The sequence below is a fragment of the Kitasatospora gansuensis genome (assembly GCF_014203705.1).
GTDB lineage: Bacteria > Actinomycetota > Actinomycetes > Streptomycetales > Streptomycetaceae > Kitasatospora > Kitasatospora gansuensis.
This window is the reverse complement of the sequence record NZ_JACHJR010000001.1, coordinates 2,810,430-2,833,340: the sequence shown is the minus strand read 5'-3', so window position 1 is coordinate 2,833,340 and position 22,911 is coordinate 2,810,430. Positions and strand designations below refer to the sequence as shown.

Annotated in this window: 17 protein-coding genes and 1 tRNA gene; 12 read left to right on the top strand and 6 right to left on the bottom strand. The window is 73.1% G+C overall.

Annotated elements, in window-relative coordinates:
• Positions 1 to 3: 3 nt before the first annotated feature.
• Positions 4 to 903, top strand: coding sequence for a carbohydrate kinase family protein (locus F4556_RS12430; protein WP_184914314.1), 900 nt, complete (start codon positions 4 to 6; stop codon positions 901 to 903).
• Here F4556_RS12430 and F4556_RS12425 read toward each other — a convergent pair whose 3' ends face one another.
• The 3 genes from F4556_RS12425 to F4556_RS12415 are packed head-to-tail and all read right to left on the bottom strand — an operon-like array spanning position 904 to position 7,780.
• Positions 904 to 1,854, bottom strand: a complete 951-nt coding sequence (locus tag F4556_RS12425) for an ABC transporter ATP-binding protein (RefSeq protein WP_184914312.1) — start codon at positions 1,852 to 1,854, stop codon at positions 904 to 906. It lies immediately after the preceding gene.
• Positions 1,851 to 4,562 (bottom strand): hypothetical protein, encoded by a 2,712-nt coding sequence (locus tag F4556_RS12420; protein WP_184914310.1) that lies wholly within the window; start codon positions 4,560 to 4,562, stop codon positions 1,851 to 1,853. Before F4556_RS12420 ends, F4556_RS12425 begins: the two co-directional genes overlap by 4 nt.
• Positions 4,559 to 7,780: an FtsX-like permease family protein gene (locus F4556_RS12415; protein ID WP_184914309.1), complete on the bottom strand. Its 3,222-nt coding sequence runs from the start codon at positions 7,778 to 7,780 to the stop codon at positions 4,559 to 4,561. Before F4556_RS12415 ends, F4556_RS12420 begins: the two co-directional genes overlap by 4 nt.
• 148 nt (positions 7,781 to 7,928) lie before the next feature.
• Between F4556_RS12415 and F4556_RS12410 the strand changes: the two genes are divergently transcribed.
• On the top strand, positions 7,929 to 8,615 hold the full coding sequence (locus tag F4556_RS12410) for an ABC transporter ATP-binding protein (RefSeq protein ID WP_184914307.1): 687 nt from the start codon (positions 7,929 to 7,931) through the stop codon (positions 8,613 to 8,615).
• A 7-nt stretch (positions 8,616 to 8,622) separates the two neighbouring features.
• Here the strand turns inward: F4556_RS12410 and F4556_RS12405 are convergent, their stop codons facing one another.
• Positions 8,623 to 9,435, bottom strand: a complete 813-nt coding sequence (locus F4556_RS12405; protein WP_184914305.1) for a pentapeptide repeat-containing protein — start codon at positions 9,433 to 9,435, stop codon at positions 8,623 to 8,625.
• Positions 9,425 to 9,832 (bottom strand): hypothetical protein, encoded by a 408-nt coding sequence (locus F4556_RS12400; RefSeq protein ID WP_184914303.1) that lies wholly within the window; start codon positions 9,830 to 9,832, stop codon positions 9,425 to 9,427. Before F4556_RS12400 ends, F4556_RS12405 begins: the two co-directional genes overlap by 11 nt.
• A 254-nt stretch (positions 9,833 to 10,086) precedes the next feature.
• Between F4556_RS12400 and F4556_RS12395 the strand changes: the two genes are divergently transcribed.
• Positions 10,087 to 10,815, top strand: a complete 729-nt coding sequence (locus F4556_RS12395; protein WP_184914301.1) for a trypsin-like serine peptidase — start codon at positions 10,087 to 10,089, stop codon at positions 10,813 to 10,815.
• 82 nt (positions 10,816 to 10,897) lie between these two features.
• Here F4556_RS12395 and F4556_RS12390 read toward each other — a convergent pair.
• A tRNA-Arg gene (locus tag F4556_RS12390) sits at positions 10,898 to 10,969 on the bottom strand.
• A 149-nt stretch (positions 10,970 to 11,118) separates the two neighbouring features.
• On the opposite strand from F4556_RS12390, the gene F4556_RS12385 reads away from it, so the two are divergent.
• The 9 genes from F4556_RS12385 (at position 11,119) to rpmE (ending at position 22,908) form a co-directional block, all read left to right on the top strand.
• The gene (locus F4556_RS12385) at positions 11,119 to 11,610 is read left to right on the top strand and encodes a response regulator (protein WP_184914299.1); all 492 of its coding nucleotides are present in this window, start codon (positions 11,119 to 11,121) and stop codon (positions 11,608 to 11,610) included.
• 103 nt (positions 11,611 to 11,713) lie between these two features.
• Complete coding sequence (argS, locus tag F4556_RS12380; RefSeq protein ID WP_184914297.1) at positions 11,714 to 13,369, top strand: arginine--tRNA ligase; 1,656 nt, start codon at positions 11,714 to 11,716, stop codon at positions 13,367 to 13,369.
• Between the two features lie 78 nt (positions 13,370 to 13,447).
• On the top strand, positions 13,448 to 14,839 hold the full coding sequence (gene lysA / locus F4556_RS12375; protein WP_184914295.1) for a diaminopimelate decarboxylase: 1,392 nt from the start codon (positions 13,448 to 13,450) through the stop codon (positions 14,837 to 14,839).
• Positions 14,840 to 14,982: 143 nt separating this feature from the next.
• Positions 14,983 to 16,275 carry a homoserine dehydrogenase gene (locus F4556_RS12370; RefSeq protein WP_184914293.1) on the top strand — a complete coding sequence of 431 codons (1,293 nt, stop codon included), beginning with the start codon at positions 14,983 to 14,985 and terminating at the stop codon, positions 16,273 to 16,275.
• A gap of 8 nt (positions 16,276 to 16,283) precedes the next feature.
• Positions 16,284 to 17,369: a threonine synthase gene (gene thrC, locus F4556_RS12365; protein WP_184914291.1), complete on the top strand. Its 1,086-nt coding sequence runs from the start codon at positions 16,284 to 16,286 to the stop codon at positions 17,367 to 17,369.
• Positions 17,370 to 17,708: 339 nt separating this feature from the next.
• Complete coding sequence (gene thrB / locus F4556_RS12360) at positions 17,709 to 18,626, top strand: homoserine kinase (protein ID WP_184914289.1); 918 nt, start codon at positions 17,709 to 17,711, stop codon at positions 18,624 to 18,626.
• 533 nt (positions 18,627 to 19,159) lie between these two features.
• Positions 19,160 to 21,277, top strand: coding sequence for a transcription termination factor Rho (gene rho, locus F4556_RS12355; RefSeq protein ID WP_184914286.1), 2,118 nt, complete (start codon positions 19,160 to 19,162; stop codon positions 21,275 to 21,277).
• 160 nt (positions 21,278 to 21,437) lie between these two features.
• Entirely contained in the window at positions 21,438 to 22,553 is a 1,116-nt protein-coding gene (locus F4556_RS12350; protein ID WP_184914284.1) for an LCP family protein, read from the top strand.
• A 130-nt stretch (positions 22,554 to 22,683) separates the two neighbouring features.
• On the top strand, positions 22,684 to 22,908 hold the full coding sequence (gene rpmE / locus F4556_RS12345) for a 50S ribosomal protein L31 (protein ID WP_057226879.1): 225 nt from the start codon (positions 22,684 to 22,686) through the stop codon (positions 22,906 to 22,908).
• The last annotated feature ends 3 nt before the right edge of the window (positions 22,909 to 22,911 follow it).

Below are 22,911 nucleotides of genomic sequence, written 5' to 3'. Positions count from 1 at the left end.
CCCATGACCGACTATGACCTGCTGGTGGTCGGCGGCGCCGGCGTGGACACCATCGTCCGGCTGGACCGCATCGAACTGCCGGACGCCGACTCCCAGTCCGTCCCGCCGATCCGCGACTACGTGGCGCACACCGGCAACGGGGTGGCGCTCGGCGCGCACCTGCTCGGGCTGCGCACCCACTTCCTGGACTTCCTCGGCGAGGACCCGCAGGCCGAGCTGATCCTGGCCGAGTACCGGCGCCGGGGCCTGCCGTTCAGCCACCTGGTCTCACCGGCCGGCACCCCGCGCTCGGTCAACCTGGTGGACGCGCAGGGCCGCCGGTTCTCCTTCTACGACGGCCGCCACCCGGCCGAGCTCCGGCTGCCCGCCGCGAGCTACCTGCCGTACCTGGAGCGCAGCCGCCACGTGCACCTCTCCATCACCGGCGTGAACCGGGACATGTACGCCGACATCCGGCGGCTCGGCCTGACCAGCTCCACCGACCTGCACGACTGGGACGGCGTCAACCCGCACCACCGGCACTACGCGGTCAACTCCGACCTGGTCTTCCTGTCGGTGGCGGGCTGCCGGGGCCGGCACGAGCAGGTGATGCGGCAGATCCTCGCCGAGGGCCGGGCCGCCCTGGTCTCCGCCACCGACGGTGCCAACGGCAGCTACCTGCTCACCCGGGACCGGCCCGACACCGTCCACCACCTGCCGGCGGTGGACCCGGGGCGGCCGGTCGTGGACACCAACGGCGCGGGCGACGCCTACGTGACCGGCTTCCTGTACGGCCGGCTGGCCGGGCGGCCCGCGCTGGACTGCGCCCGGGCCGGGGCGGTCGCCGGGGCGTACGCCTGCACCTCGGCGGGCACCCACACCGACTTCGTCTCCCGGGAGCAGCTGGCCGCCGCCCTGGGCTGATCAGTCGGTGTCGTCCGGGTGCAGCGCGATGTGATCGGCCGCCAGATCGGCCGCCACCCGGTGCTGCATGCCCAGCGCGGCCAGGAACTTGGCGGGCAGCTGGACCCGGCCGGTGCGGTCCAGCATCACGTACTCGCGCTCGCTGACCGTCTCCTGGCCGTGCTCGTCGGTCACGGTGCGGCGGAGCACCTCGCTGCTGGTGCGGCCGTCCCGGATCGCCACCGTACGGCGGACCTCGCCGGCCACCATCGGGTCGTGGGTGACCACCACCACGGTGGTGCCGAGCTCGCGGTTGACGGTGCGGAAGGCTTCGAAGATGCCGGTGGCGGTCTCCGAGTCCAGCTCGCCGGTGGGTTCGTCGGCCAGCAGCACCGCCGGGTCGTTGGCCAGCGCGACCGCGATCGCCACCCGCTGCTGCTGGCCGCCGGACAGCTCGGCGGGGCGGCGGTGGCCCAACTCGCCGATGTCCAGGGCCTCCAGGAGCTCGGTCACCCGGGCGCGCTGCCGGGTGGCGGCCCGGTGGCCCGAGCGCAGCTGCATCGGCAGCGCGACGTTCTGAGCGGCCGTCAGGAACGGCAGCAGGTTGCGCGCGGTCTGCTGCCAGATGAAGCCGACCACCTCGCGCCGGTAGCGCAGCCGGTCCTTGGCGGTCATGGCCAGCAGGTCGCAGCCCGCCACGGTGGCGGTGCCCGCGGTCGGGGTGTCCAGCCCGGCCAGCACGTTCAGCAGGGTGGACTTGCCGCTGCCGGAGGCGCCGACCAGGGCCACCAGGTCGCCCTGGTCCACCGTCAGGTCGAGCCCCTGGAGCGCCTGGACCTCGATCCCGTCCGTACTGAAGATCCGGACCAGCCGTTCACAGCTGATCGCCACGTCGGCCCGGACGGTCCGGGGTGCGGCGGCGGCCAGCGCCTTGCGCTGGAGCTCGGCCAGGCTCGGGGGCGGAGTGCTCATCGGGTGTCTCCCGCTCGTAGCTCGGTGGTGATCTGCCGACGGGCGGTGACGGCAGCCTCGGCCAACACCGCGAGGCAGGCCAGCAGCGCCAGCCCGACGGTCTGTTCGACGATCGGTGCGGCGGTGAGCCGAAGCCCGGTGGGGACCTCGGCGCCGACCAGGGGGGAGAGGTCGACGGCGGGGCCGAGCAGCAGGACGCAGCCGACCGCCGTCAGCGCCCCGCCGAGGGCGGCGAACAGCGCCTGCGGCAGTGCCTCGGCCAGGATCAGCGCCAGCCCCTGCCGGGGCCGCAGGCCCATGGTGCGCAGCCGGGCCAGCATCGCGGCCCGCTCGGGCCCGGCCCGGAGCAGCGTCAGCAGGACGGAGAGCAGGGCGAACAGCGCGGTGGCGCCGACCGTGACCCAGAACAGCCGCTCGGCCGAGTTCTGCAGCGGGTCCCTGCCGAGCTCCGCGACCGCCCCGGAGCTGGTCCGCACCAGGTGGCCCGGCCGCTCGCCGGCGGTCGGGGGTCCGAGGAACTTCTCGGCCAGCGCGCGTAGTTCGGCGTCGTCGAGGCGCCCGTCGGCCAGCCACCGGTCCGGGCCGCCGAGTCGAGGCAGCAGTTCGGTGGCCGGGCCGATCGGCAGCACCACGTTGGTGGCGGCCGTCCCGTGCAGGGCGGGGGTGCCGTCGACGACGGCGACGCTTCGGATCGGGACCGCCTCGCCGCCCGCCAGCCGGAGGCTGTACTCGCCCTCCGGCAGGTCACTGCTGACCAGCGCGGGCAGCGGCCGGCCCGGTACCGCGGTGAGCAGGGCCGGGTCGAACCGGCCCCGCCCGGCGACCTCGGCCAGCCTGGCGTACCCGACCGGGTCGGCCAGCACCACGTTGACCCGGACCGAACCGCCGGTGCCGGTCGTCATGGTGACGTCCTCCTCGATCCAGACCGGCAGTGCGGTCTCCACCCCGGGCAGCCGGCCGGCGGCCGTGACGAAGCCCTCCGGCAGCGAGCCGTTCAGCTGGGCGTTGACCATGGCGTCGCCGCCGATGGTGTACCTGGCCACCGCGGTCCGGTTGGCGGCGACCGAGCTCAGCACGGTGGCGCCGACCGCGCCGCAGGTCACCGCGAGCACCAGGGCGAGCAGCGGCAGCACCGAGGGCCGCGAGCGCGGGCCGCTGCCCCGGGCGGCCCTGGCCAGGCCGAGGAAGGCGATCGCGCCGGGCCGGGGCCTGGCCCAGCGGGCCAGCAGCCCGATCAGGGCGGGCTGGAGCCGGGCCAGCAGCAGCGCGCCGGTCAGCGCGAGCAGCAGCGGGGCGGCGACCAGCAGCGGGTCCACCCCTTCGCCGAGCGGGGCCACCCCGCGTCGGACCACCTGGGTGGCGGCCGTCACCGTGGCGGCCAGGACGGCGAGTTCGGCCATCAGGCGGCGGCGTCCGGCCCGGGCTCCGCCGGCCGGGTCGCGGAGCAGCAGGGCGGTCCGGACCGGGAAGGCCAGCAGGGCGAGCAGGGTGACCGAGCCTGCCGCGACGGCGGCGGTCAGCCAGCGCGCGGTGGGCAGCAGGGTGAAGGCGAGCAGCGCGCCGAGCCCGGCGGCGGGCAGCACGGTCAACGCCCCCTCGCCGAGCAGCCGTCGGCAGATCCCGGCGCTGCCGGCACCACGGGCCCGGAGCAGCCGCAGCTCCGCCGTCCGCCGTTCGGCGGTCAGCGCCGCCGCCAGGCAGAGCACCACGGCGGCCACCCCGGCGGCGCCGGCCGGGCCGACCGCGGTCAGCGAGTTGATCGCGGACTGCCTCATCCGGGCGGTGTCGATCAGGTTCCGCAGGTCGGAGTTGATCCGCAGGCCGATCCGGCCGGTTCCGGTGGTCACCCGGGCGGCGATCGGTCCCGCGGTGACCGCCGCGAGGTCGAAGGAGGTCTCCTTGAGCCGGTCCGCCCGCAGCGCGTCCACCTGCACCGGCAGCCGCCAGAAGTCCTCGGCCCCGTTGCCCCATTCGGCCATCCGGGTCATCGCCTCGGGGCCGGTCAGCGCGATGGTGTACCAGTACGCCAGCGGGGGCTCCCACGGGCCCATGAACTTCTGGTTCTTGCAGGCCTTGAGGGCGCACCCCTCGCCGGCCCAGAACGGGTCGGACGGGTCTCCGGCCGTGTACAGGCCGGCCACCCGGGCCCGCTGCGGGCCCACGCCCAGGGCGGTGCCGTCGAGCACCGAGCCGACCTTGATCCCGATCGCCTCGGCGGCGCCCGCCGCCAGCGCGATCTGGACCGGCTCCCCGGCCGCGGCGTCGCCCGGCCACTGACCGGCCGTCAGCCGGACGTGGTCCCGCGCCCCGTGCAGGTACAGCAGGGCGAGCTCGGGCGGGATGCCCTCCGGGCGGTCCAGTTTGGGATCCGGCAGTACCCGCGGCCTGCTGGCCCGCCGTCCGTACACCGGACCGCTCGGGTCGAGCGGGAGCACCGCGCTGACGCCGCCGGTGAGTTCGGCCAGGGTGGCGTCCAGCTGCTCCGCCGGGTCGCCGCCCGAGGTCGTGCTCGAGGCGGCCCGCACGCTGGTGGCGAGCGGACCGTACGAGCCCAGGAAGCTGTGCAGCGCGTCGTTCGCACCCCGGTCCAGCGCCCGGGGCAGGGCGGCGGCCAGGAAGACCATGGCCAGGGCCAGGGCGGCGGTGAGCAGGGCGGCCAGCGGCGCGGTGCGCAGCCGGGTACGGACCCAGGGGGCCGGGGTGCTCATTTCTCCTCCACGAACCGGAGCCGGGCGGCCACGTCCCGGCGGCGGCCGCCGACCAGGAAGGCGGACAGCAACGGCAGGGCGGCGGTCCCGGCCGCCAGGGCCAGCACCTGACCGAGCGGCAGCCCGACCAGGACCTCGGGAACCGGCGGACGGGCCGCCGGGGTGAGCACCAGCAGGGGCACCACCAGGTGGACCAGTACGGCTCCGAGCAGCAGCCCGACCGCGGTGCCGATCGTGACCAGCACCACCTGCTCGGCGGCGGCGGTCCGGTTCAGCAGCCGTCGGGACGCGCCGAGCGCGAGCAGTACGGCCGACTCGCCGGCCCGCTCGCTCGCCGAGGCGGCCGAGGCGGCGGTGAAGCCGATGGCGGCCAGCACGGCGGCGGCCAGCGCCAGCGCGGCCAGCGCACTCTGCGGGGCGGCGCTCAGCGGGTCACCGATCCGGGCGGCGGCGTCCTCCTCACGGAGCGTCAGCTGCTGGGCGGTCGGCCCGGCCCGCAGGGCGGCGGCAGCCTCGGCCGGGGTCCGGTCACCGGGGCCGGCGGCGGGCAGCCACCACTCGTTGACGGCCGGGGTGTCGGCGCCCCGGTCGCTCAGCCACCGGTCGGCGCGGGGCAGGTCGAGCAGCAGGGCGGTGGTGCCGTACACCGGCAGCGCCTCGACCGCGCCGGTGATCCGGACCGGCAGGTTGGCGCTGCCGACCTGAACCCTGATCAGGTCGCCGACCTTGGCGCCGACGGCCGTCAGATAGGCGCGGGTGGCCAGGCCGTTGACGTCCGGGCCCGACTGGGTGCTGCCGGGAGCGAGCACCGTGCTGCGGTGGCTGGTGGACTGGAGGTAAGCGATGGTCAGCATCGAGTCCGCCGCGGCGCCGCTCCGCACGTCCGCCGGGGTGCCGGCCTCGGTCGTCGCGGTCCAGGTGCCGACGGGCGCCGGGACGGTGGTGGCAGGTCCGGTCGCGGTGTCGGAGACGGCGAGGCGACGGACCGTCAGCTCGCCGCCGCCCTCCCGTGAACCGGTGGGGTGGGTCAGCTCGAAGCCGGTCAGGGTGAGCGGCGCGGCGACCGAGCCGAGCGGCGCGGCGGTCAGCGCGCCCAGGTCCACCGAGACGGTCAGCTCGCTCCGCGGCGGCAGCTGCGAAACCAGGATGCGGTGGGACGCCCCGAAGCCGTCCCGCAGCCGGAGCCAGAGGTCGGGCGCCTGCAACGGCTCCGGCGGCGCGTCGGGGAAGAACCGGTTCCAGTCCAAGCCGGCGTGGTCGGCGACGTGGACCGCCACGGTCAGGTCGATCCGGGCCGGCCGCCCGGGCAGCCGGAGTCCGGCCGGCTGCGGTTCGGACAGCGGCGCGAACAGCTCCCCGGCCGACCGGCCGTCGAGCAGGTCGGGCCTGACGGTCAGTCCGGTGGCCGCGCGGGCGGTGTCGGTCAGCAGCACCCGGCCGGGCAGGTCGCCCGGCAGGGACTGGTCGATCCGGGCCACCGGCAGCAGCCGGTCGCCGCCGGGCAACGCCGCGTACCGGCCGCCCTGGCCCAGCGTGGGCAGCGCCGAGCCCCAGATCCGCAGACCGCCCGCCGTGGCGAAGTCGGCCTGGTCGTGCTGCGAGTCGCGCCAGGCGGCGTGCTGGCCGAGGGCCAGTACGCCGGTGGCGACCGCGAGCACCAGCAGCAGCACCGGACCGTTCGCCCGGCCCGGGCGGCGGGCCAGCTGCCAGCCACCCAACGCCGGGCCGAGGCCACGGCCCCGGGCGGCCAGCCGGGCCCCGAGCCGGGCCGCGAACGGCAGCAGCCGGAGCACCAGCAGGGTCCCGGCACAGAGCGCCAGGGTGGGCGCCGCGACCAGCACCGGGTCGATGCCCAACTCCCCGTCGGCGGCCACCGACAGGCCGCCGGTGCGGGCGCCGAGCTGCTGGTACGCGACCACGGCCAGGGCGACCAGCGCCAGGTCGGCGCCGGAGCGGGCGACGGTGCTGACCACGGCCTGTCGGCGGGACACCACCCGGCCGCCGTCGCCCCGGAGCATCGCGGGCAGCGCGGTGAGCGCGACACAGGCCAGCGCGCAGGCCCCGGCCACCGGCCACCGGATGGCGGTGTCGGCGTGCTCCAGAGCCATCCCGGTCAGCGGGCCGTAGCTGGTCAGCAGTCGCAGCAGCGGCCCGGTCAGCAGCGGGGCGAGCAGGGCGGCCGGCAGCGCGAGCAGCAGCGCCTCGACGGCCGTCCAGGCCGACAGCCTCCGCCGGGTCGCGCCCCGGGCGGTGAGCAGGGCGTTCTCCCGGGTCTGACGCTCCGCCACCAGGTGCACCACCAGCAGCAGGGCGGCCCCGGCCAGCACCGCCAGCTGGAGCGCCCCGATCAGCAGGGTGGACTTGGTGACCAGCGTCGCCGAGTGCAACTCGGCCAGCAGGGCGGGCAGTTCGGTCTGCAACTGGGTGCCGGGGAGGTGCTGCTTGACCAGTTCGGGCAACTGGGCGGTCCGGGCCCTGAGCTGCTCGACCCGTTCCGGATCGGCGGCGCCGAAGTCGGCGGTCAGCAGCGAGCCCCGACTGCCCTGCGGCAGCAGGCCGGAGGTGAAGACGCCGTCGTCCACCAGCATCGGCCCGTACGTGGTGAAGCCCCTGACCTGGATCTCGCGGCCACCGAGCGGGTCCAGCCGCCAGTAGGGCGCGTCCCGGTCGGCGGCCCGGTAGACACCGGTGACCCGGACGGTGAGCGGGCGGCCGCCGTACCGGTCGGAGAGGGTGACCTGGGCGGGCAGCGCGTTCTCGGTCAGGCCGAGCCGGGCCAGCGCGCTCGCCGGTACGGCGGTCTGGACCGTCCCGTCGGCGACCGGCCACTGACCGGCCGTCAGCTTCAGCCGGCTCCGGTCCAGCGCGGCCAGTACGGTCAGGTCCACCTCGCGGGTGGGGCCCGGCGCACCCGGCAGACCGTACGAGCGGCTGCGGGCGAGACTCTGCGTGGTGACCGGCAGTCCGGCGAACAGCTGCGCGCCGAGGGCGGTGACCCCGGCGTCGTCCGCGGCCCGGGTGTCCAGCGCGTGGTCGGCGCTCAGCAGGAGGTCGACTCGGCTGCCGCCGTCCAGATTTCGCCGTAGCCCGGCCTCGGCCACGGTGCGGTTGAAGGCCACCAGGGTGGTCAGCACGGTGGTGGTGATCAGCACGGTGAACAGCACCGCAGCCGCCAGTGGCAGCCGGCCGCGCAGTCGTCGCAGGACAAAGCCGAGCATGTGAATTTCCCCCCGTTCCGGCCGCCCTGTACCGGATAGCGGACGACTCTGTCAGATTCGAACAGGAAGTGGAAGGGCCTTGCGCGAACCATGTCCGAGCTGCGCAGAATCGAGCATCTTCAACGGACAGTTCACGGGGGACAGCCTGATGACCGAAACACCTTCGCCCATGGTCGTGGTCGAGGATCTCCGGCGCAGCTTCGGCACCGAACCGCGCGTGGTGCACGCCCTGCGCGGCGTCTCCTTCACGGCGGCCCGGGGTGAACTCACCGCCCTCAAGGGCCGGTCCGGCTCCGGCAAGACCACCCTGCTCAACCTGGTCGGCGGCCTCGACGCACCCACCAGCGGCCGGATCTCGCTCGACGGCACCGACCTCTCCGAGCTCGACGAGGACGGGCGGCTCGCCCTGCGCCGGGACCGGATCGGCTTCGTCTTCCAGTCCTTCGGCCTGCTGCCGGTGCTCACCGCCGCCGAGAACGTCGGCGTCCCGATGCGGCTGCGCAAGCTCCCCGCCGCCGAACGCGAGGAGCGGGTCCGCACCCTGCTCGCCCTGGTCGGCCTGGCCGAGCACGCCGACCAGCGGCCCGCCGAACTCTCCGGCGGCCAGCAGCAGCGGGTCGCGATCGCCCGCGCCCTGGCCAACGACCCCGCCCTGATCATCGCGGACGAACCCACCGGCCAGCTCGACTCCGAGACCGGCCTCGCCGTGATGGAACTGCTCCGCGCCGTGGTCCACTCGCAGGGCGTCACCGCCCTGGTCGCCACCCACGACCCGACTCTGATGGCCCAGGCCGACCGGGTCGTCTCGCTGCACGACGGGCAGATCGTGGACTGACGGACGGTCAGCAGTACTGCAGTTCCTGCCGCTCCTGGACGAGGAAGATCCCGGGGAGGACCTCCTCGGAACGGACCAGGATCTGCACCGCCAGGTCGTCCGGCCAGGCGGTCCCGACCGACCAGTGGGCCCCGCTCAGCCGGGCCTCGGTCAGCCGGGCGGAGCCGAGTTGGGCGTGCCGCAGGTCGACGCCGGTCAGATCGGCGTACCGCAGGTCGGCGTGCGCCAGGTCGGCGTGCGCCAGCGTCGCGCCCTTGAGGTCGGCACCGCGCAGTTGGGTGCCGACCAGCACGGCGCGGGTCAGATCCGCTCCGGCCAGGTCGGAGGCGTCGAGGTGGGCACCGGCGAACCGGGCGCGACCCAGGCGCGCCCTGGTCAGCCGGGCGCCGGTCAGATGAGCCCCGGTCAGGTCGGCCTCGGTCAGGTCGGCCCCGGTGAGGTCGGCGTCGCGCAGGAACGCGTCCGCGAGGTCCGCGCCGCGCAGGTCCGCGCCGCGCAGGTCCGTCCCGCGCAGGTTGGACGCGCACAGCACGGCCCGGACCAGATCGGCCCCCCGTAGGTCGGAGCGGGTCAGGTCGGCGTTCGCGAGGTCCGCCTCGGTCAGGTCGGCGTCGGCGAGATGGTGGTTCCGCAGGTCGGTCCCGGCCAACCGGGCGCCCGCCAGATCCTGCGCGTGCCGCACGAAGACGGCCGGCTGGAGCGCCAGCCCGAGCCGCAGCCAGCCCAGGAAGCCGAGCCCGGACCCGTCGCGCCCGGTCGGCCGTACCGAGCTGTCACCTTCGCCGGTCCCGAACAGTCCTGACACGAGCTCAGAGAACATCGCCACCGGCCTCCTCGCCCGGGCGGGCCACCTCGGAGGACCGCCATTCGGCCGGCGGCAGGGCGGACTCCGGGCCCACCCCGGCCGCCCTGGTCGGCCCGGCCACCTCGGGAAGGGCCGACCCCCGCCGCGCGAGGGCGATGACCGCGACCGGCGATGCCATGCCGGCGACGGCCGCCCGCAGCGGTGTCCCGGCCCCCGTGGTGGTCAACAGCAGGGCCAGACCGCAGCCGAGCCCCAGGCGGATCGCCACCGCCAGCAGGTAGGGGCCGATCCGGAGCTGCCCGTTCTCCTGCCACGGATACCCACCGACCCGGTGGATCGCCAGGTACAGGCCGGCCGCTTCCACCAGCGCCGCACCGCCCGTGCCGCACAGGCACGCCTCCCACAGCCCCATGGTCCGGGGTCCTCCTGCATCCGTACAGATACTCGACTGACCCCACTCTCAGTGCCTCCGTCAGCTCGAACAAGTCTTTCCCGGAAGCGCCCCCGGGACCGGTCGGGCCCGGCTACCATGCCCCCGCCGATCGCCGGGACGCCGCCGGAGGAGGGATTCTCAGCGGCTTCCCAGGCGATGGTCACCTGATCCCCAGATCGTCCGCTCATAGTCGGAATCACCTCCGTCCCCCTCTGTGAGCAGGAGCCGAACCCTTGACGACCTGGCACCGCATCCTGTTGGGCGCCCTGCTCAGCATCCTGGTCGCGATCACCCCGGCCGCCGCCCGGACGGCTCCGCCGCCGACCGGTCTCGGCACCACCGCCACCGCCCCGGTCACCGAGGAGTCGGCCCGGGTCGGCGCGCTCTTCTCCGGCGGTGACCACTTCTGCAGCGCGAGCGTGGTCGACAGCCCCGGCGGCACCCTGCTGCTCACCGCCGCCCACTGCCTGTCCTCGGCCGACGGGGTCACCTTCGTCCCCGGCTACCGCAACGGGGCTTCCCCATACGGAAGTTGGAAGGTCACCGCAGTCCACACCACGGAGGCCTGGCAGGACGACCGGGACCAGGACGAGGACTACGCCCTGCTGGAGACCGCCCCCGACGCCGCCGGCCGCACCGTCCAGTCCGTGGTCGGCGGCACCCCGATCGCCTACGACGCCTCCCTCACCGCCACCGCCCGCCTGTACGGCTACCCCAGCCGCACCGACGCCCCCCTGCTCTGCACCAACGCCACCACCGCCCAGTCCCCGACCCAACGCCGGATCGACTGCCCCGGCTACCCGGGCGGCACCAGCGGCGGCCCCTTCATCGACACCACCACCGGCAGCCTGATCGGCGTGATCGGCGGCTTCGAGGAAGGCGGCGACACCGAGGACATCTCGTACGCCGCCCACCTCGACGACACCCTCGCCGCCCTCTTCGCGGACGTGACCACCGGCTGAACACCCCGGCCCCGGGCCGGACATGACGAAGGCCCAAGCTGACCAGTGGTCAACTTGGGCCTTTGCGGCACTTCTTGCGAAGTGCCCCCGGCAGGATTCGAACCTGCGCACCCGCCTCCGGAGGGCGGTGCTCTATCCCCTGAGCTACGGGGGCCTGCGTGGTGTCCCGTGGCGGCGACGTGGAGAACATTACCAGGCCGGGGGAGTGGTCCGTGCACGGGTTTCGGGGGTGGTTCGGGGCGGTGCGGACGGAAGTCGGGAAAGGCCGGACGGGTGGGTGGGTGCGCGGCTACCCTCGGTGAGGTGTCCGGAGCGCCCGGGCGGGTCCTCGTGGTGGACGACAGCGAGGTGATCCGCCAGCTGATCAGAGTCAACCTGGAGCTCGAGGGCTTCGAGGTGGTGACGGCTGCCGATGGCGCGGAGTGCCTGGAGGTGGTCCGCCGGGTGGCACCCGACGTGGTGACGCTGGACGTGCGGATGCCCCGGCTGGACGGGCTGCGGACGGCGGCCCGGCTGCGGGCGGCCCCGGCGACCAGGCGGCTGCCGATCGCGATCGTGAGCGCGTGCGCGCCGGCCGAGCTGCGGCAGGGCGAGTCGGTGGGCGTGGACGGTTACCTCGGGAAGCCCTTCGACCCGGCGGATCTGGTGGCGCTGGTCCGGCGGCTGATGCTGCTCGGCGAGCGGGACGCCCCGCGGCAGCGTTTCGTCTACGGCTTCGGCGGCGGTGGGTACGGCAGCGGGTACGGCTCCGGGTACGGCAAGGGGCTGGGTTCGGAGCTGGGGGAGAGCGGCTGACGTTCGCCCAGAGCGAACATTGCCACCGGAAAGCCGCGGCACGCCCGTCTCAACGGGTAAACCAGGTGCGGCCGCGTACCGCCTCTCGCCTAGGCTTGGGCCCGTGACACCCGCAGAGCTTTCCCAGGCAGTCCAGGCCGCAGTGAGCGCCGCCGTAGAGGCGGGCGAGCTGACCGTCGCCGTGCCCGAGCACGTGACGATCGAGCGGCCCAAGAACAGGGACCACGGCGACTACGCCACCAACGTGGCCCTCCAGCTCGCGAAGGCGGCCGGCAAGCCGCCGCGAGCCGTCGCGGAGAGCCTGGCCGCGCGCCTGCGAGAGATCGCCGGAGTGTCGAAGGTGGACATCGCCGGTCCGGGCTTCCTCAACATCACGCTGGACACGGCAGCTCAGGGTGAGCTGGCCCGCGCCATCGTGAAGGCCGGCCAGGCGTACGGCCGGAACGAGGAACTCAAGGATCTGAGGATCAACCTCGAGTTCGTCTCGGCCAACCCGACCGGACCGATCCACATCGGCGGCGTCCGCTGGGCGGCCGTCGGCGACTCGCTCGCCCGGGTGCTCCGGGCCTCGGGCGCCGAGGTCACCACCGAGTACTACCTGAACGACGCCGGCGTGCAGATCGGCAAGTTCGCCGCCTCGCTGCAGGCCGCCGCGAACGGCCGGCCCGCGCCTGCCGACGGTTACGTGGGCGAGTACATCGTCGACATCGCCAAGGCGCTGGTGGCCGGCGTCCCCGGCGTGCTCGACCTGCCCGAGGACGAGCAGCTCCAGGTGTTCCGCACCGAGGGCCTCAAGCTGATGGTCGCCGAGATCCAGCGGTCGATGGACGAGTTCGGCACCCACTTCGACGTCTGGTTCTCGGAGAAGACGCTGCACGACTCGGGCGCCGTCGAGAAGGCGATCGAGCGGCTGCGCGAGCAGGGCCACGTCTTCGACCAGGACGGTGCGATCTGGCTGCGCACCACCGACTTCGGTGACGACAAGGACCGCGTCCTGATCAAGGCCGACGGCGAGACCACCTACTTCGCCGCCGACGCCGCGTACTACCTGAGCAAGCGGGACCGGGGCAGCGAGGTCTCGGTCTACATGCTCGGCGCGGACCACCACGGTTACGTCAACCGGCTGAAGGCCATTGCGGCCTGCGCGGGCGACGACATGGACCGCAATATCGAGGTCAAGATCGGCCAGTTCGTGAAGATGCTTCGCGACGGCGAGGAGGTCCGGCTGTCGAAGCGGGCCGGCAACATCATCACGATCGACGACGTGGTCGACTGGATCGGCGTGGACGCGGCCCGGTACACCCTGGCCCGGTCCTCGACCGACTCCACCATCACGCTCGACATCAACGTGCTGACCAGCCAGACCAACGAGAACCCGGTCTTCTACGTGCAGTACGCGCACACCCGGATGTGCGGCGTGCAGCGCAAGGCGGCCGAGCTGGGCATCACCAAGTCCGAGGACTTCAAGCCGGAGCTGCTGAGCACCGAGTGGGAGTCCGCGCTGCTCGGCGAGCTGGGCGAGTTCCCCCGGGTCCTGGCGAAGGCCGGCGAGCACCGCGAGCCGCACCACGTCGCGCACTACCTGGAGCGGGTGGCACGCAAGTACCACCAGTTCTACGACAAGTGCCAGATCCTGCCCAAGGGCGACGAGCCCGTCACCGACCTGACGCACGCCCGCCTCTGGCTGGCCGACGCCACGCGCACGGTCATCGCCAACGGGCTCACGCTCCTGGGCGTATCCACGCCCGAGCGGATGTAGTCGCCAACCCCCAAGCGCCCCGGGGGCGGTGACGGTCCGTCAGGACACGTCACCGCCCCTACTCGTAAGGACACCACGATGAGCCGCTCCGCCCACCCCGCAGGCCCCCGCCACGGTGACGTGCTGCCCGAGGGCCACTACCTGGCCCCGCCGAGCGACCTGAACGCGCTCGATCCCAAGGTCTGGTCGAGCACCGTCGCCCGCGACGCCGAGGGCGTCGCCACCGTCGGCGGCATCGACGTCAAGGCGCTGGCCGCCGAGTTCGGCACCCCGGCGTACGTCATGGACGAGGCCGACTTCCGGGCCCGCGCCCGGGCCTGGCGGGACGCGTTCGGCGAGGGTGCCGACGTCTACTACGCGGGCAAGGCGTTCCTCTCCAAGGCGATCGTCCGCTGGCTGCACGAGGAGGGGCTGAACCTCGACGTGTGCAGCGCGGGCGAGTTGGGGGTCGCGCTGGCGGCCGGGATGCCGGGGGAGCGGATCGCGCTGCACGGCAACAACAAGTCGCCGGACGAGCTGGAGCAGGCGGTCAAGGCGGGCGTCGGGCACATCGTGGTCGACTCGTACCAGGAGATCGACCGGCTGGCCGCGATCGCGGCGGCCCAGGGGGTCAGGCAGCCGGTCCTGATCCGGGTGACGGTGGGCGTCGAGGCGCACACCCACGAGTTCATCGCGACGGCGCACGAGGACCAGAAGTTCGGCCTGTCGCTGAGCGGCGGCCGGGCGGCCGAGGCGGTCCGCCGCACGCTGGCCCACCCGAGCCTGGAGCTGCGCGGCATCCACTCGCACATCGGCTCGCAGATCTTCGACACGGCCGGCTTCGAGGTGGCCGCCCGCCGGGTGGTGAACCTGCTGGTGCAGGTCAGGGACGAGCACGGGGTCGAGCTGCCGGAGATCGACCTCGGCGGCGGTCTGGGCATCGCGTACACCAGCGAGGACGACCCGCGCACCCCCGCCGAGATCGCCGCCTCGCTGGCCGAGATCGTCCGCCGGGAGTGCGCCGCCGCCAGCCTGAACGCGCCGCGCCTGAGCGTCGAGCCGGGCCGGGCGATCGTCGGCCCGACCGCGTTCACGCTGTACGAGGTCGGTACGATCAAGCCACTCGACGGACTGCGCACCTATGTCAGCGTGGACGGCGGTATGTCGGACAACATCCGCACCGCGCTCTACGACGCCGAGTACTCAGTCGCCCTCGTCTCGCGCACCAGCGAGGCCGAGCCGATGCTGGTCCGGGTGGTCGGCAAGCACTGCGAGTCTGGCGACATCGTGGTCCGGGACGCGTTCCTGCCCGCCGACCTGACGCCGGGCGACCTGATCGCGGTCCCCGCGACCGGGGCGTACTGCCGCTCGATGGCGAGCAACTACAACCACGCCCTCAAGCCCCCCGTGCTCGCCGTCCTGGACGGTGCGGCCCGGGTGATCGTCCGCCGCGAGACGGAGGAGGATCTCCTGCGGCTCGATATCGGATGAGGAAATTCTCGTCTCAGATGATGGACCAGCCGTAGATTCACGCGGCTGGTCCCGGAGACTGGTACGGACCGAATACCCTGCGGGCGGCGAATACCGCCAACCAATAGCCCGCCGGAAAACCCGAGAAAGCAGAGCGGAGTCGGATGATGCGTACGCGCCCGCTGAAGGTGGCGTTGCTGGGCTGTGGTGTGGTGGGCTCCGAGGTGGCGCGCATCATGACGACGGACGCCGCCGACCTCGCCGCGCGGATCGGCGCTCCGGTCGAGCTCGTCGGCGTCGCGGTCCGCCGGGCCGGCCGGGCCCGCGCCGGAGTGCCCGAGCACCTGATCACCACCGACGCCGAGGCGCTGGTGAACCGCGGCGACATCGACGTGGTGATCGAGGTCGTCGGCGGCATCGAGCCGTCCAAGCACCTCATCCTGAGCGCCTTCGCGAACGGCGCCTCGGTGGTCTCCGCCAACAAGGCGCTGCTGGCCAAGGACGGTGCCGAGCTGCACGCCGCCGCCGCCAAGGCGGGCGTGGACCTCTACTACGAGGCCGCCGTCGCCGGTGCCATCCCGCTGCTCCGCCCGCTTCGCGAGTCGCTCGCGGGCGACAAGGTGAACCGGGTGCTCGGCATCGTCAACGGCACCACCAACTTCATCATGGACAAGATGGACTCCACCGGTGCCGGGTACTCCGAGGCACTGGAGGAGGCCACCGCGCTGGGCTACGCCGAGGCCGACCCGACCGCCGACGTGGAGGGCTTCGACGCCGCCGCCAAGGCCGCCATCCTGGCCGGCATCGCCTTCCACACCAAGGTCACCGCCGCGGACGTCTACCGCGAGGGCATCACCGAGGTGACCGCCGCCGACATCGCCTCCGCCAAGGAGATGGGCTGCGTGGTCAAGCTGCTGGCGATCTGCGAGCGCGCGGCCGACGGCGAGTCGGTCACCGCCCGGGTGCACCCCGCGATGCTGCCGCTGACCCACCCGCTGGCCTCGGTCCGCGAGGCGTACAACGCGGTCTTCGTGGAGGCCGAGGCAGCCGGCCGGCTGATGTTCTACGGCCCCGGCGCCGGTGGCGCGCCGACCGCCTCCGCGGTGCTCGGCGACCTGGTCGCGGTCTGCCGCAACAAGGTCAACGGCACCACCGGGCCCGGCGATTCGGTGTACACCCAGCTCCCGGCCAAGCCGATGGACCAGGTGATCACCCGGTACCACGTCAGCCTGGACGTGGACGACCGCGCGGGCGTGCTGGCCCAGGTGGCCTCCGTCTTCGCCGAGCACGGCGTGTCCATCGACACCGTGCGCCAGCAGGGCCGCGACGGCGACGCCTCGCTCGTCGTGGTCACCCACCGCGCCACCGACGCCGCGCTGTCGGCGACGGTCGACAAGCTCCGTGCGCTGGACAGCGTGCGGGACGTGGCCAGCATCATGCGGGTTGAAGGGGAGTAGGAAGCACCATGAACGCCGTTACCCAGAGCGGTCGTACCCACCAGTGGCGCGGCCTCATCGAGGAGTACCGCGACCGTCTGCCGGTCTCCGCCTCCACCCCCGTGGTCACCCTGCTCGAGGGCGGCACGCCGCTCGTCCCGGCCCAGGTGCTCTCCGAGCGGCTCGGCTGCGAGGTCTACCTCAAGGTCGAGGGCGCCAACCCGACCGGGTCCTTCAAGGACCGCGGTATGACGATGGCGATCTCCAAGGCCAAGGAGGACGGCGCCCAGGCCGTCATCTGCGCCTCCACCGGCAACACCTCGGCCTCCGCCGCGGCGTACGCGGTGCGGGCCGGGATGGTCTCCGCCGTGCTGGTCCCGCAGGGCAAGATCGCGCTCGGCAAGATGGGCCAGGCGCTGGTGCACGGCGCGAAGATCCTCCAGGTGGACGGGAACTTCGACGACTGCCTCACCCTTGCGCGTGAACTCTCCGAGAAGTACCCGGTGGCGCTGGTCAACTCGGTGAACCCGGTCCGGATCGAGGGCCAGAAGACCGCCGCCTTCGAGATCGTCGACATGCTCGGCGACGCCCCCGACATCCACGTCCTCCCGGTCGGCAACGCGGGCAACATCACCGCCTACTGGAAGGGCTACACCGAGTACGCGAAGGACGGTCTGGCCGACCGCACCCCGCGGATGTGGGGCTTCCAGGCCTCCGGATCGGCCCCGATCGTGGACGGCGCCCCGGTGCTCAAGCCGCAGACCATCGCCACCGCGATCCGGATCGGCAACCCGGCCTCCTGGGACTACGCGATCGCCGCGCGGGACGAGTCGGGCGGCCTCATCGACAAGGTGACGGACCGTCAGATCCTGTCCGCCTACCGCCTGCTGGCCGCGCAGGAGGGCGTCTTCGTGGAGCCCGCCTCGGCCGCCTCGGTGGCCGGCCTGCTGGCCAAGGCGGAGGCCGGTCTGGTCGACCCGGGCCAGCGGATCGTCTGCACCGTGACCGGCAACGGCCTCAAGGACCCGGACTGGGCGGTGGCCGGTGCGCCGCAGCCGCAGATCGTGCCGATCGACCCGGAGGCGGCCGCCCGCCGCCTCGGGCTGCTGGACTGACGAAGCCGCCGGACTGACGAGCTGTCAACAAGCGGGCCGACTCTTTCGGGGGTCGGCCCGACTTGTTTGCGAGGGCACTCATTTCTGCCCGTCCGCGCCGACTTCCGGGCGGATTCCGTGCCCGCTTCCGCGCAATTTCCGGCCAGAATCGGCAACACGGCAGATCGGAGGGGTGCGGGGTGTACCGCTGTGGAACCTCTCTTCGATAGTCTGGACCGCAGTGGGCCGCGCCGTGCGCCGCACCCACCCCGCCGGGGAGCTGTCGCGAAAACCCCGCACACGTACCACCGCAGGCCCGACCCCAACCGGGCCGTCACCTCCCAGGAGAGTCCCACCACCATGGCTGGTCCCGCGTTCCGTGCTGCCGCCGTCCGGGTCCGGGTCCCCGCGACCAGTGCCAACCTCGGCCCCGGCTTCGACGCCTTCGGACTCGCCCTGGGCCTGTACGACGACGTGGTGGTCCGGGTCGCCGACTCCGGTCTGTCGGTGGACATCGCCGGCGAGGGGGCGGCCACCCTGCCGCGCGACGAACGGCATCTGATGATCCGTTCGATGCGGGCCGCCTTCGACCGCCTCGGCGGTCAGCCGCGCGGCCTGGAGGTGGTCTGCGCCAACCGGATACCGCACGGCCGGGGCCTGGGCTCCTCCTCCGCCGCGATCTGCGCCGGCATCGTCGCCGCCCGCGCCGTCACCATCGGCGGCCCGAGCGCGCTGGACGACGCCGCCCTGCTGGCCCTCGCCTCCGAGCTGGAGGGCCACCCCGACAACGTCGCCGCCTGTCTGCGCGGCGGGTTCACCATCGCCTGGACGGACGAGGACTCCGCCAAGGCGGTCCGGCTCGAGCCGTCCGAGCAGGTCGTCCCGGTGGTGTTCATCCCGTCCACCGAGGTGCTCACCGAGACCGCCCGCGGCCTGCTGCCGAAGACCGTGCCGCTCTCCGACGCCGCCGTCAACGCCGGTCGGGCCGCCCTGCTGGTGGAGGCCCTGACCAACCGCCCCGAACTGCTGCTGGCCGCCACCGAGGACCGACTGCACCAGGACTACCGCGCCTCCGCGATGCCCGAGAGCGCCGGTCTGGTGGGCGCCCTGCGGGCCGAGGGCATCCCGGCCGTCATCTCCGGCGCGGGCCCCACCGTGCTGGCCCTCGCGGACGAGGCGAACGCCGAGAAGCTGCTCACCTTCGCAGGTCAGGGCTTCGCCGCGCACCGGCTCCGGCTCGACGGCACCGGGGCCTCGGTGCTGCCGCTGGACGGCTGACCAAAGCGGTCGCACGGACACGATTGACGAGAACGGGGCCGGGGAATGTCTCAGGGGGTCGGTAGTGTTAACCTCATTGCTGCACCAGGTGCCCTCCGGGGTGCGGTGCGCCACGTCCCGATCCCGAGCCTCCACTGTTGCGGCGAGTCCGCACGAGTGGAGCCGTGGACGAACGGGACCACGATTCTCCGGGAGCCCTCCGCAGCGCGTACGCAGCCTGCCTGCGCAAAGGCGGCCGTTTCCCGAAGCCGTGACGGCACCTGACTCCCTCCCGCGGCCTCCCACATAGAGGCACGCCCGGATGGGGCCCGGTCACCGTCACGCGACGGGGGCCCGGGTATCGCAGGCAGCGGGGTCGGCACGAGACCGATCCGCGCCACATCGCACCACCGTGCACATCGCAGCTCTTCCCCGACTGGCAGCGCCATTCGGGGGATCACCGCCTCGGACCGACGCAGTCAAGCGTTGGTCAGGACAGCACAACCGGTCGCCGAGCCAGACAGGCCGACGTCCGCTCCAGGGAAGGACCCTTAGTGAGCGACTCCACCGATCTGATGGGCGCGCGCCCCGACGCCGACGCGTCAGACACCGCCGCCCCGGCGGCTCCGGCCAAGCGCCGCCGTACCGCTGCCGCCGGCCTCGACGGCCTGGTCCTGGCCGAGCTGCAGAAGCTCGCCTCGACCCTCGGGATCAGCGGTACCGGACGCCTTCGCAAGAGCCAGCTGATTGACGCCATCAAGGAGAAGAGCGGCGGTGACCCGCTGCTGGCCGGCGCCGCCGCCCCGGCCGCTCCCGCCAAGCGGGCCACCAAGGCCGCGGCTCCGGCCGCCGCCGAGGCCCCCGCGGCTCCCGTGGCCGAAGAGCAGGGACACGATGCGGCTCCGCCGCGGGCTGCCCGCCGGACCAAGGCCGCCGCCACCGCGGCCGCCCCGGCCGCCGAGCCGCAGGCCCAGATCGAGATCCCGGTCCAGGCCGCCGCCGAGACCGCCGCCCCGGCCCGTGCCGAGCGCACCCGCCGGCGGGCCACCTCGGCCGCCGGTGCGCCGACCGCCGAGGCCGCTGCCGCGGCCGCCGCCGAGTCGACCGGCACCGTGGTCGCCGAGGCCCGTGCCGACGCCCGCACGCTGGACGCCGACGGCCGGACCGAGACCCGCCGGGACCGCCGGGACCGGCGCGACCGCCGCGAGGGCGGCGAGCGCACCGAGACCACCGAGAGCCAGGCCGGGCAGGACGGCGACAGCCGCGAGTCCCGCCGGGACCGTCGCAACCGCCGCGACCGCACCGACCGTCCGGAGCGCGGCGAGCGCCAGCAGGGTCAGCAGACCCAGCAGGAGAGCGCCCCGCAGCAGAACCGTCAGCAGAGCGGCGGCCAGCAGCAGCAGCCGGTCGGCGGCTACGACGACGACGAGTTCGGCGACGGCCGCCGTGGCCGTCGGGGTCGCTACCGCGACCGCCGGGGCCGTGGCACCCGGGGCGAGCGCTTCGAGGCCGGCCCCGCCGAGGTGCAGGTCAACGACGACGATGTGCTGATCCCGGTCGCGGGCATCCTGGACATCCTCGACAACTACGCCTTCGTCCGGACCTCCGGCTACCTGCCGGGTTCGAACGACGTCTACGTCTCGCTGGCCCAGGTCCGCAAGAACGGCCTGCGCAAGGGTGACGCGATCACCGGTGCGGTGCGCCAGCCCAAGGACGGCGAGCGCCGCGAGAAGTTCAACGCCATGGTGCGGCTGGACTCCGTCAACGGCATGGACCCGGAGAGCGGCCGCAACCGCCCCGAGTTCGGCAAGCTGACCCCGCTCTACCCGCAGGAGCGTCTGCGGCTCGAGACCGACCCGGGCATCCTGACCACCCGCATCATCGACCTGGTGTCGCCGATCGGTAAGGGTCAGCGTGGTCTGATCGTCGCCCCGCCGAAGACCGGCAAGACGATGATCATGCAGGCGATCGCCAACGCGATCACCCACAACAACCCCGAGTGCCACCTGATGGTCGTCCTGGTCGACGAGCGTCCGGAAGAGGTCACCGACATGCAGCGGTCGGTCAAGGGCGAGGTCATCTCCTCGACCTTCGACCGCCCGGCCGAGGACCACACGGTCGTCGCCGAGCTGGCCATCGAGCGCGCCAAGCGCCTGGTCGAGCTGGGCCACGACGTGGTCATCCTGCTGGACTCGATCACCCGCCTGGGCCGCGCCTACAACCTGGCGGCGCCGGCCTCCGGCCGCATCCTGTCCGGTGGTGTCGACTCGACCGCGCTCTACCCGCCGAAGAAGTTCTTCGGCGCCGCGCGCAACATCGAGAACGGCGGCTCGCTGACCATCCTCGCCACCGCGCTGGTGGAGACCGGCTCGCGGGCCGACGAGGTGGTCTTCGAGGAGTTCAAGGGCACCGGCAACATGGAGCTCAAGCTCGACCGCAAGCTCTCCGACAAGCGGATCTTCCCGGCCGTCGACGTCGACGCCTCGAGCACCCGCAAGGAGGAGATCCTGCTGGGCAGCGAGGAGTTGGCCATCACCTGGAAGCTCCGCCGGGTGCTGCACGCGCTCGACTCGCAGCAGGCGATCGAGCTGCTGCTGGACAAGATGAAGCAGACCAAGAGCAACGCCGAGTTCCTGATGGTGATCGCCAAGAACACCCCCGGCCAGGACTGACCTCCCGGCAGGACTCGAAGCCCCGGACCGCAACCGCGGTCCGGGGCTTTCGCGTCTTCCAAGCACGACTTAAGAAACGGACTTATCGGTATCTGATTCCCTTATGCTCAGAATGAAGGTCATACCGACCAAGCCCCCAGAGAGCTGAGGACGAGACGCTATGGCCGAACACCGACGCAAGACCCTGAGCCGGCGGGTCCGCCTGCGCAGGACCATCGCGTGCACGGTGGCCGGGCTGCTGGTGATCGGCGGCGGCGCGGCCGGGTACGCGTACTGGAAGCTCAACGGGAACATCAAGAGCGTCGACATCAACGCCCAGCTGGGCACCGCCAGGCCGCCCGCCTCGACCAACGGCTCGTTCAACGTGCTGGTGCTCGGCTCGGACTCGCGCAACGGCAAGAACGGCGACCTGGCGGGCGGCGAGACCGACGGCACGGCCCGCTCGGACACCGCGATGGTGGTGCACGTCAACCAGGCCCACACCCGGGCCGACGTGGTCTCGATACCCCGGGACACCCTGGTCGCCCGGCCCGCCTGCAGCGCCGTAGGCACCGGCAAGGCGGTGCCCGCCGCGAAGAGCGTGATGTTCAACACCGCGTACGAGGTCGGCGGCCCGGCCTGTGCGGTGAAGACCACCGAGCAGCTCACCGGGCTGCGGATGGACCACTACGTCGAGATCGACTTCGCCGGCTTCGCGGACCTGGTGAACTCCATCGGCGGGGTCACCGTGACCACCACGGTGGCCATCGACGACAAGGACAGCGGGCTCCACCTGGCAGCCGGCACGCACCAGTTGAACGGCGACCAGGCGCTGGCCTTCGTCCGGACCAGGCACGGCGTCGGCGACGGCAGCGACCTGGGCCGGATCGAGCTGCAGAAGCAGATGGTCAAGTCGATCCTGACGCAGATCAAGGGCATGGGGCTGACCTCCAACCCGGCCAAGCTCTGGTCGGTGGCGGACAAGCTGACCAAGAGCGTCACCACCGACTCCGAGCTGGCCTCGGTGAGCGCCCTGGCCGGGCTCGCCGACACCCTCAAGCCGATCGGCCCGGAGAACCTCGACATGGTCACCCTGCCGGTGGTCACCGCCCCGAGCGACCCGAACCGGGTGATCCCGGCCGAACCCCGGGCCGCCGAGCTGTGGCAGGCGCTGGCCGCCGACCGGGCGGTGCCCGAGTCGGTGCTCAGCAGCCAGCCCGCCAATCCGGCCGAGGCGACGCCGTCGGCGAAGGCGGGATCCACCAGGAGCGGGGCGGCGGGGGCCACCCACCGGTAGCCGGAATACCTGGGGGTCGCGCTCGGTTTGGGAAGAAGCGGTCAGTCCTGGCAGACTGGTCCGTCGGTCCCGGTTCACGTGCGGCTGTCAGCTGCCGACCCGGTGCCCTCCCGATCACTAGGAGAACCCCTTGAAGCCCAACGTTCACCCCGAGTACGTGGTCACCAACGTGACCTGCACCTGCGGCGCCGAGTTCCAGACTCGCTCGACCGAGACCAGTGGCGTCATTCGCGCCGAGGTCTGCTCGCAGTGCCACCCGTTCTACACCGGCAAGCAGAAGATCCTGGACACCGGTGGCCGCGTCGCCCGCTTCGAGGCCCGCTTCGGCAAGAAGCTCTCCGCGAAGCAGGACTAGCGT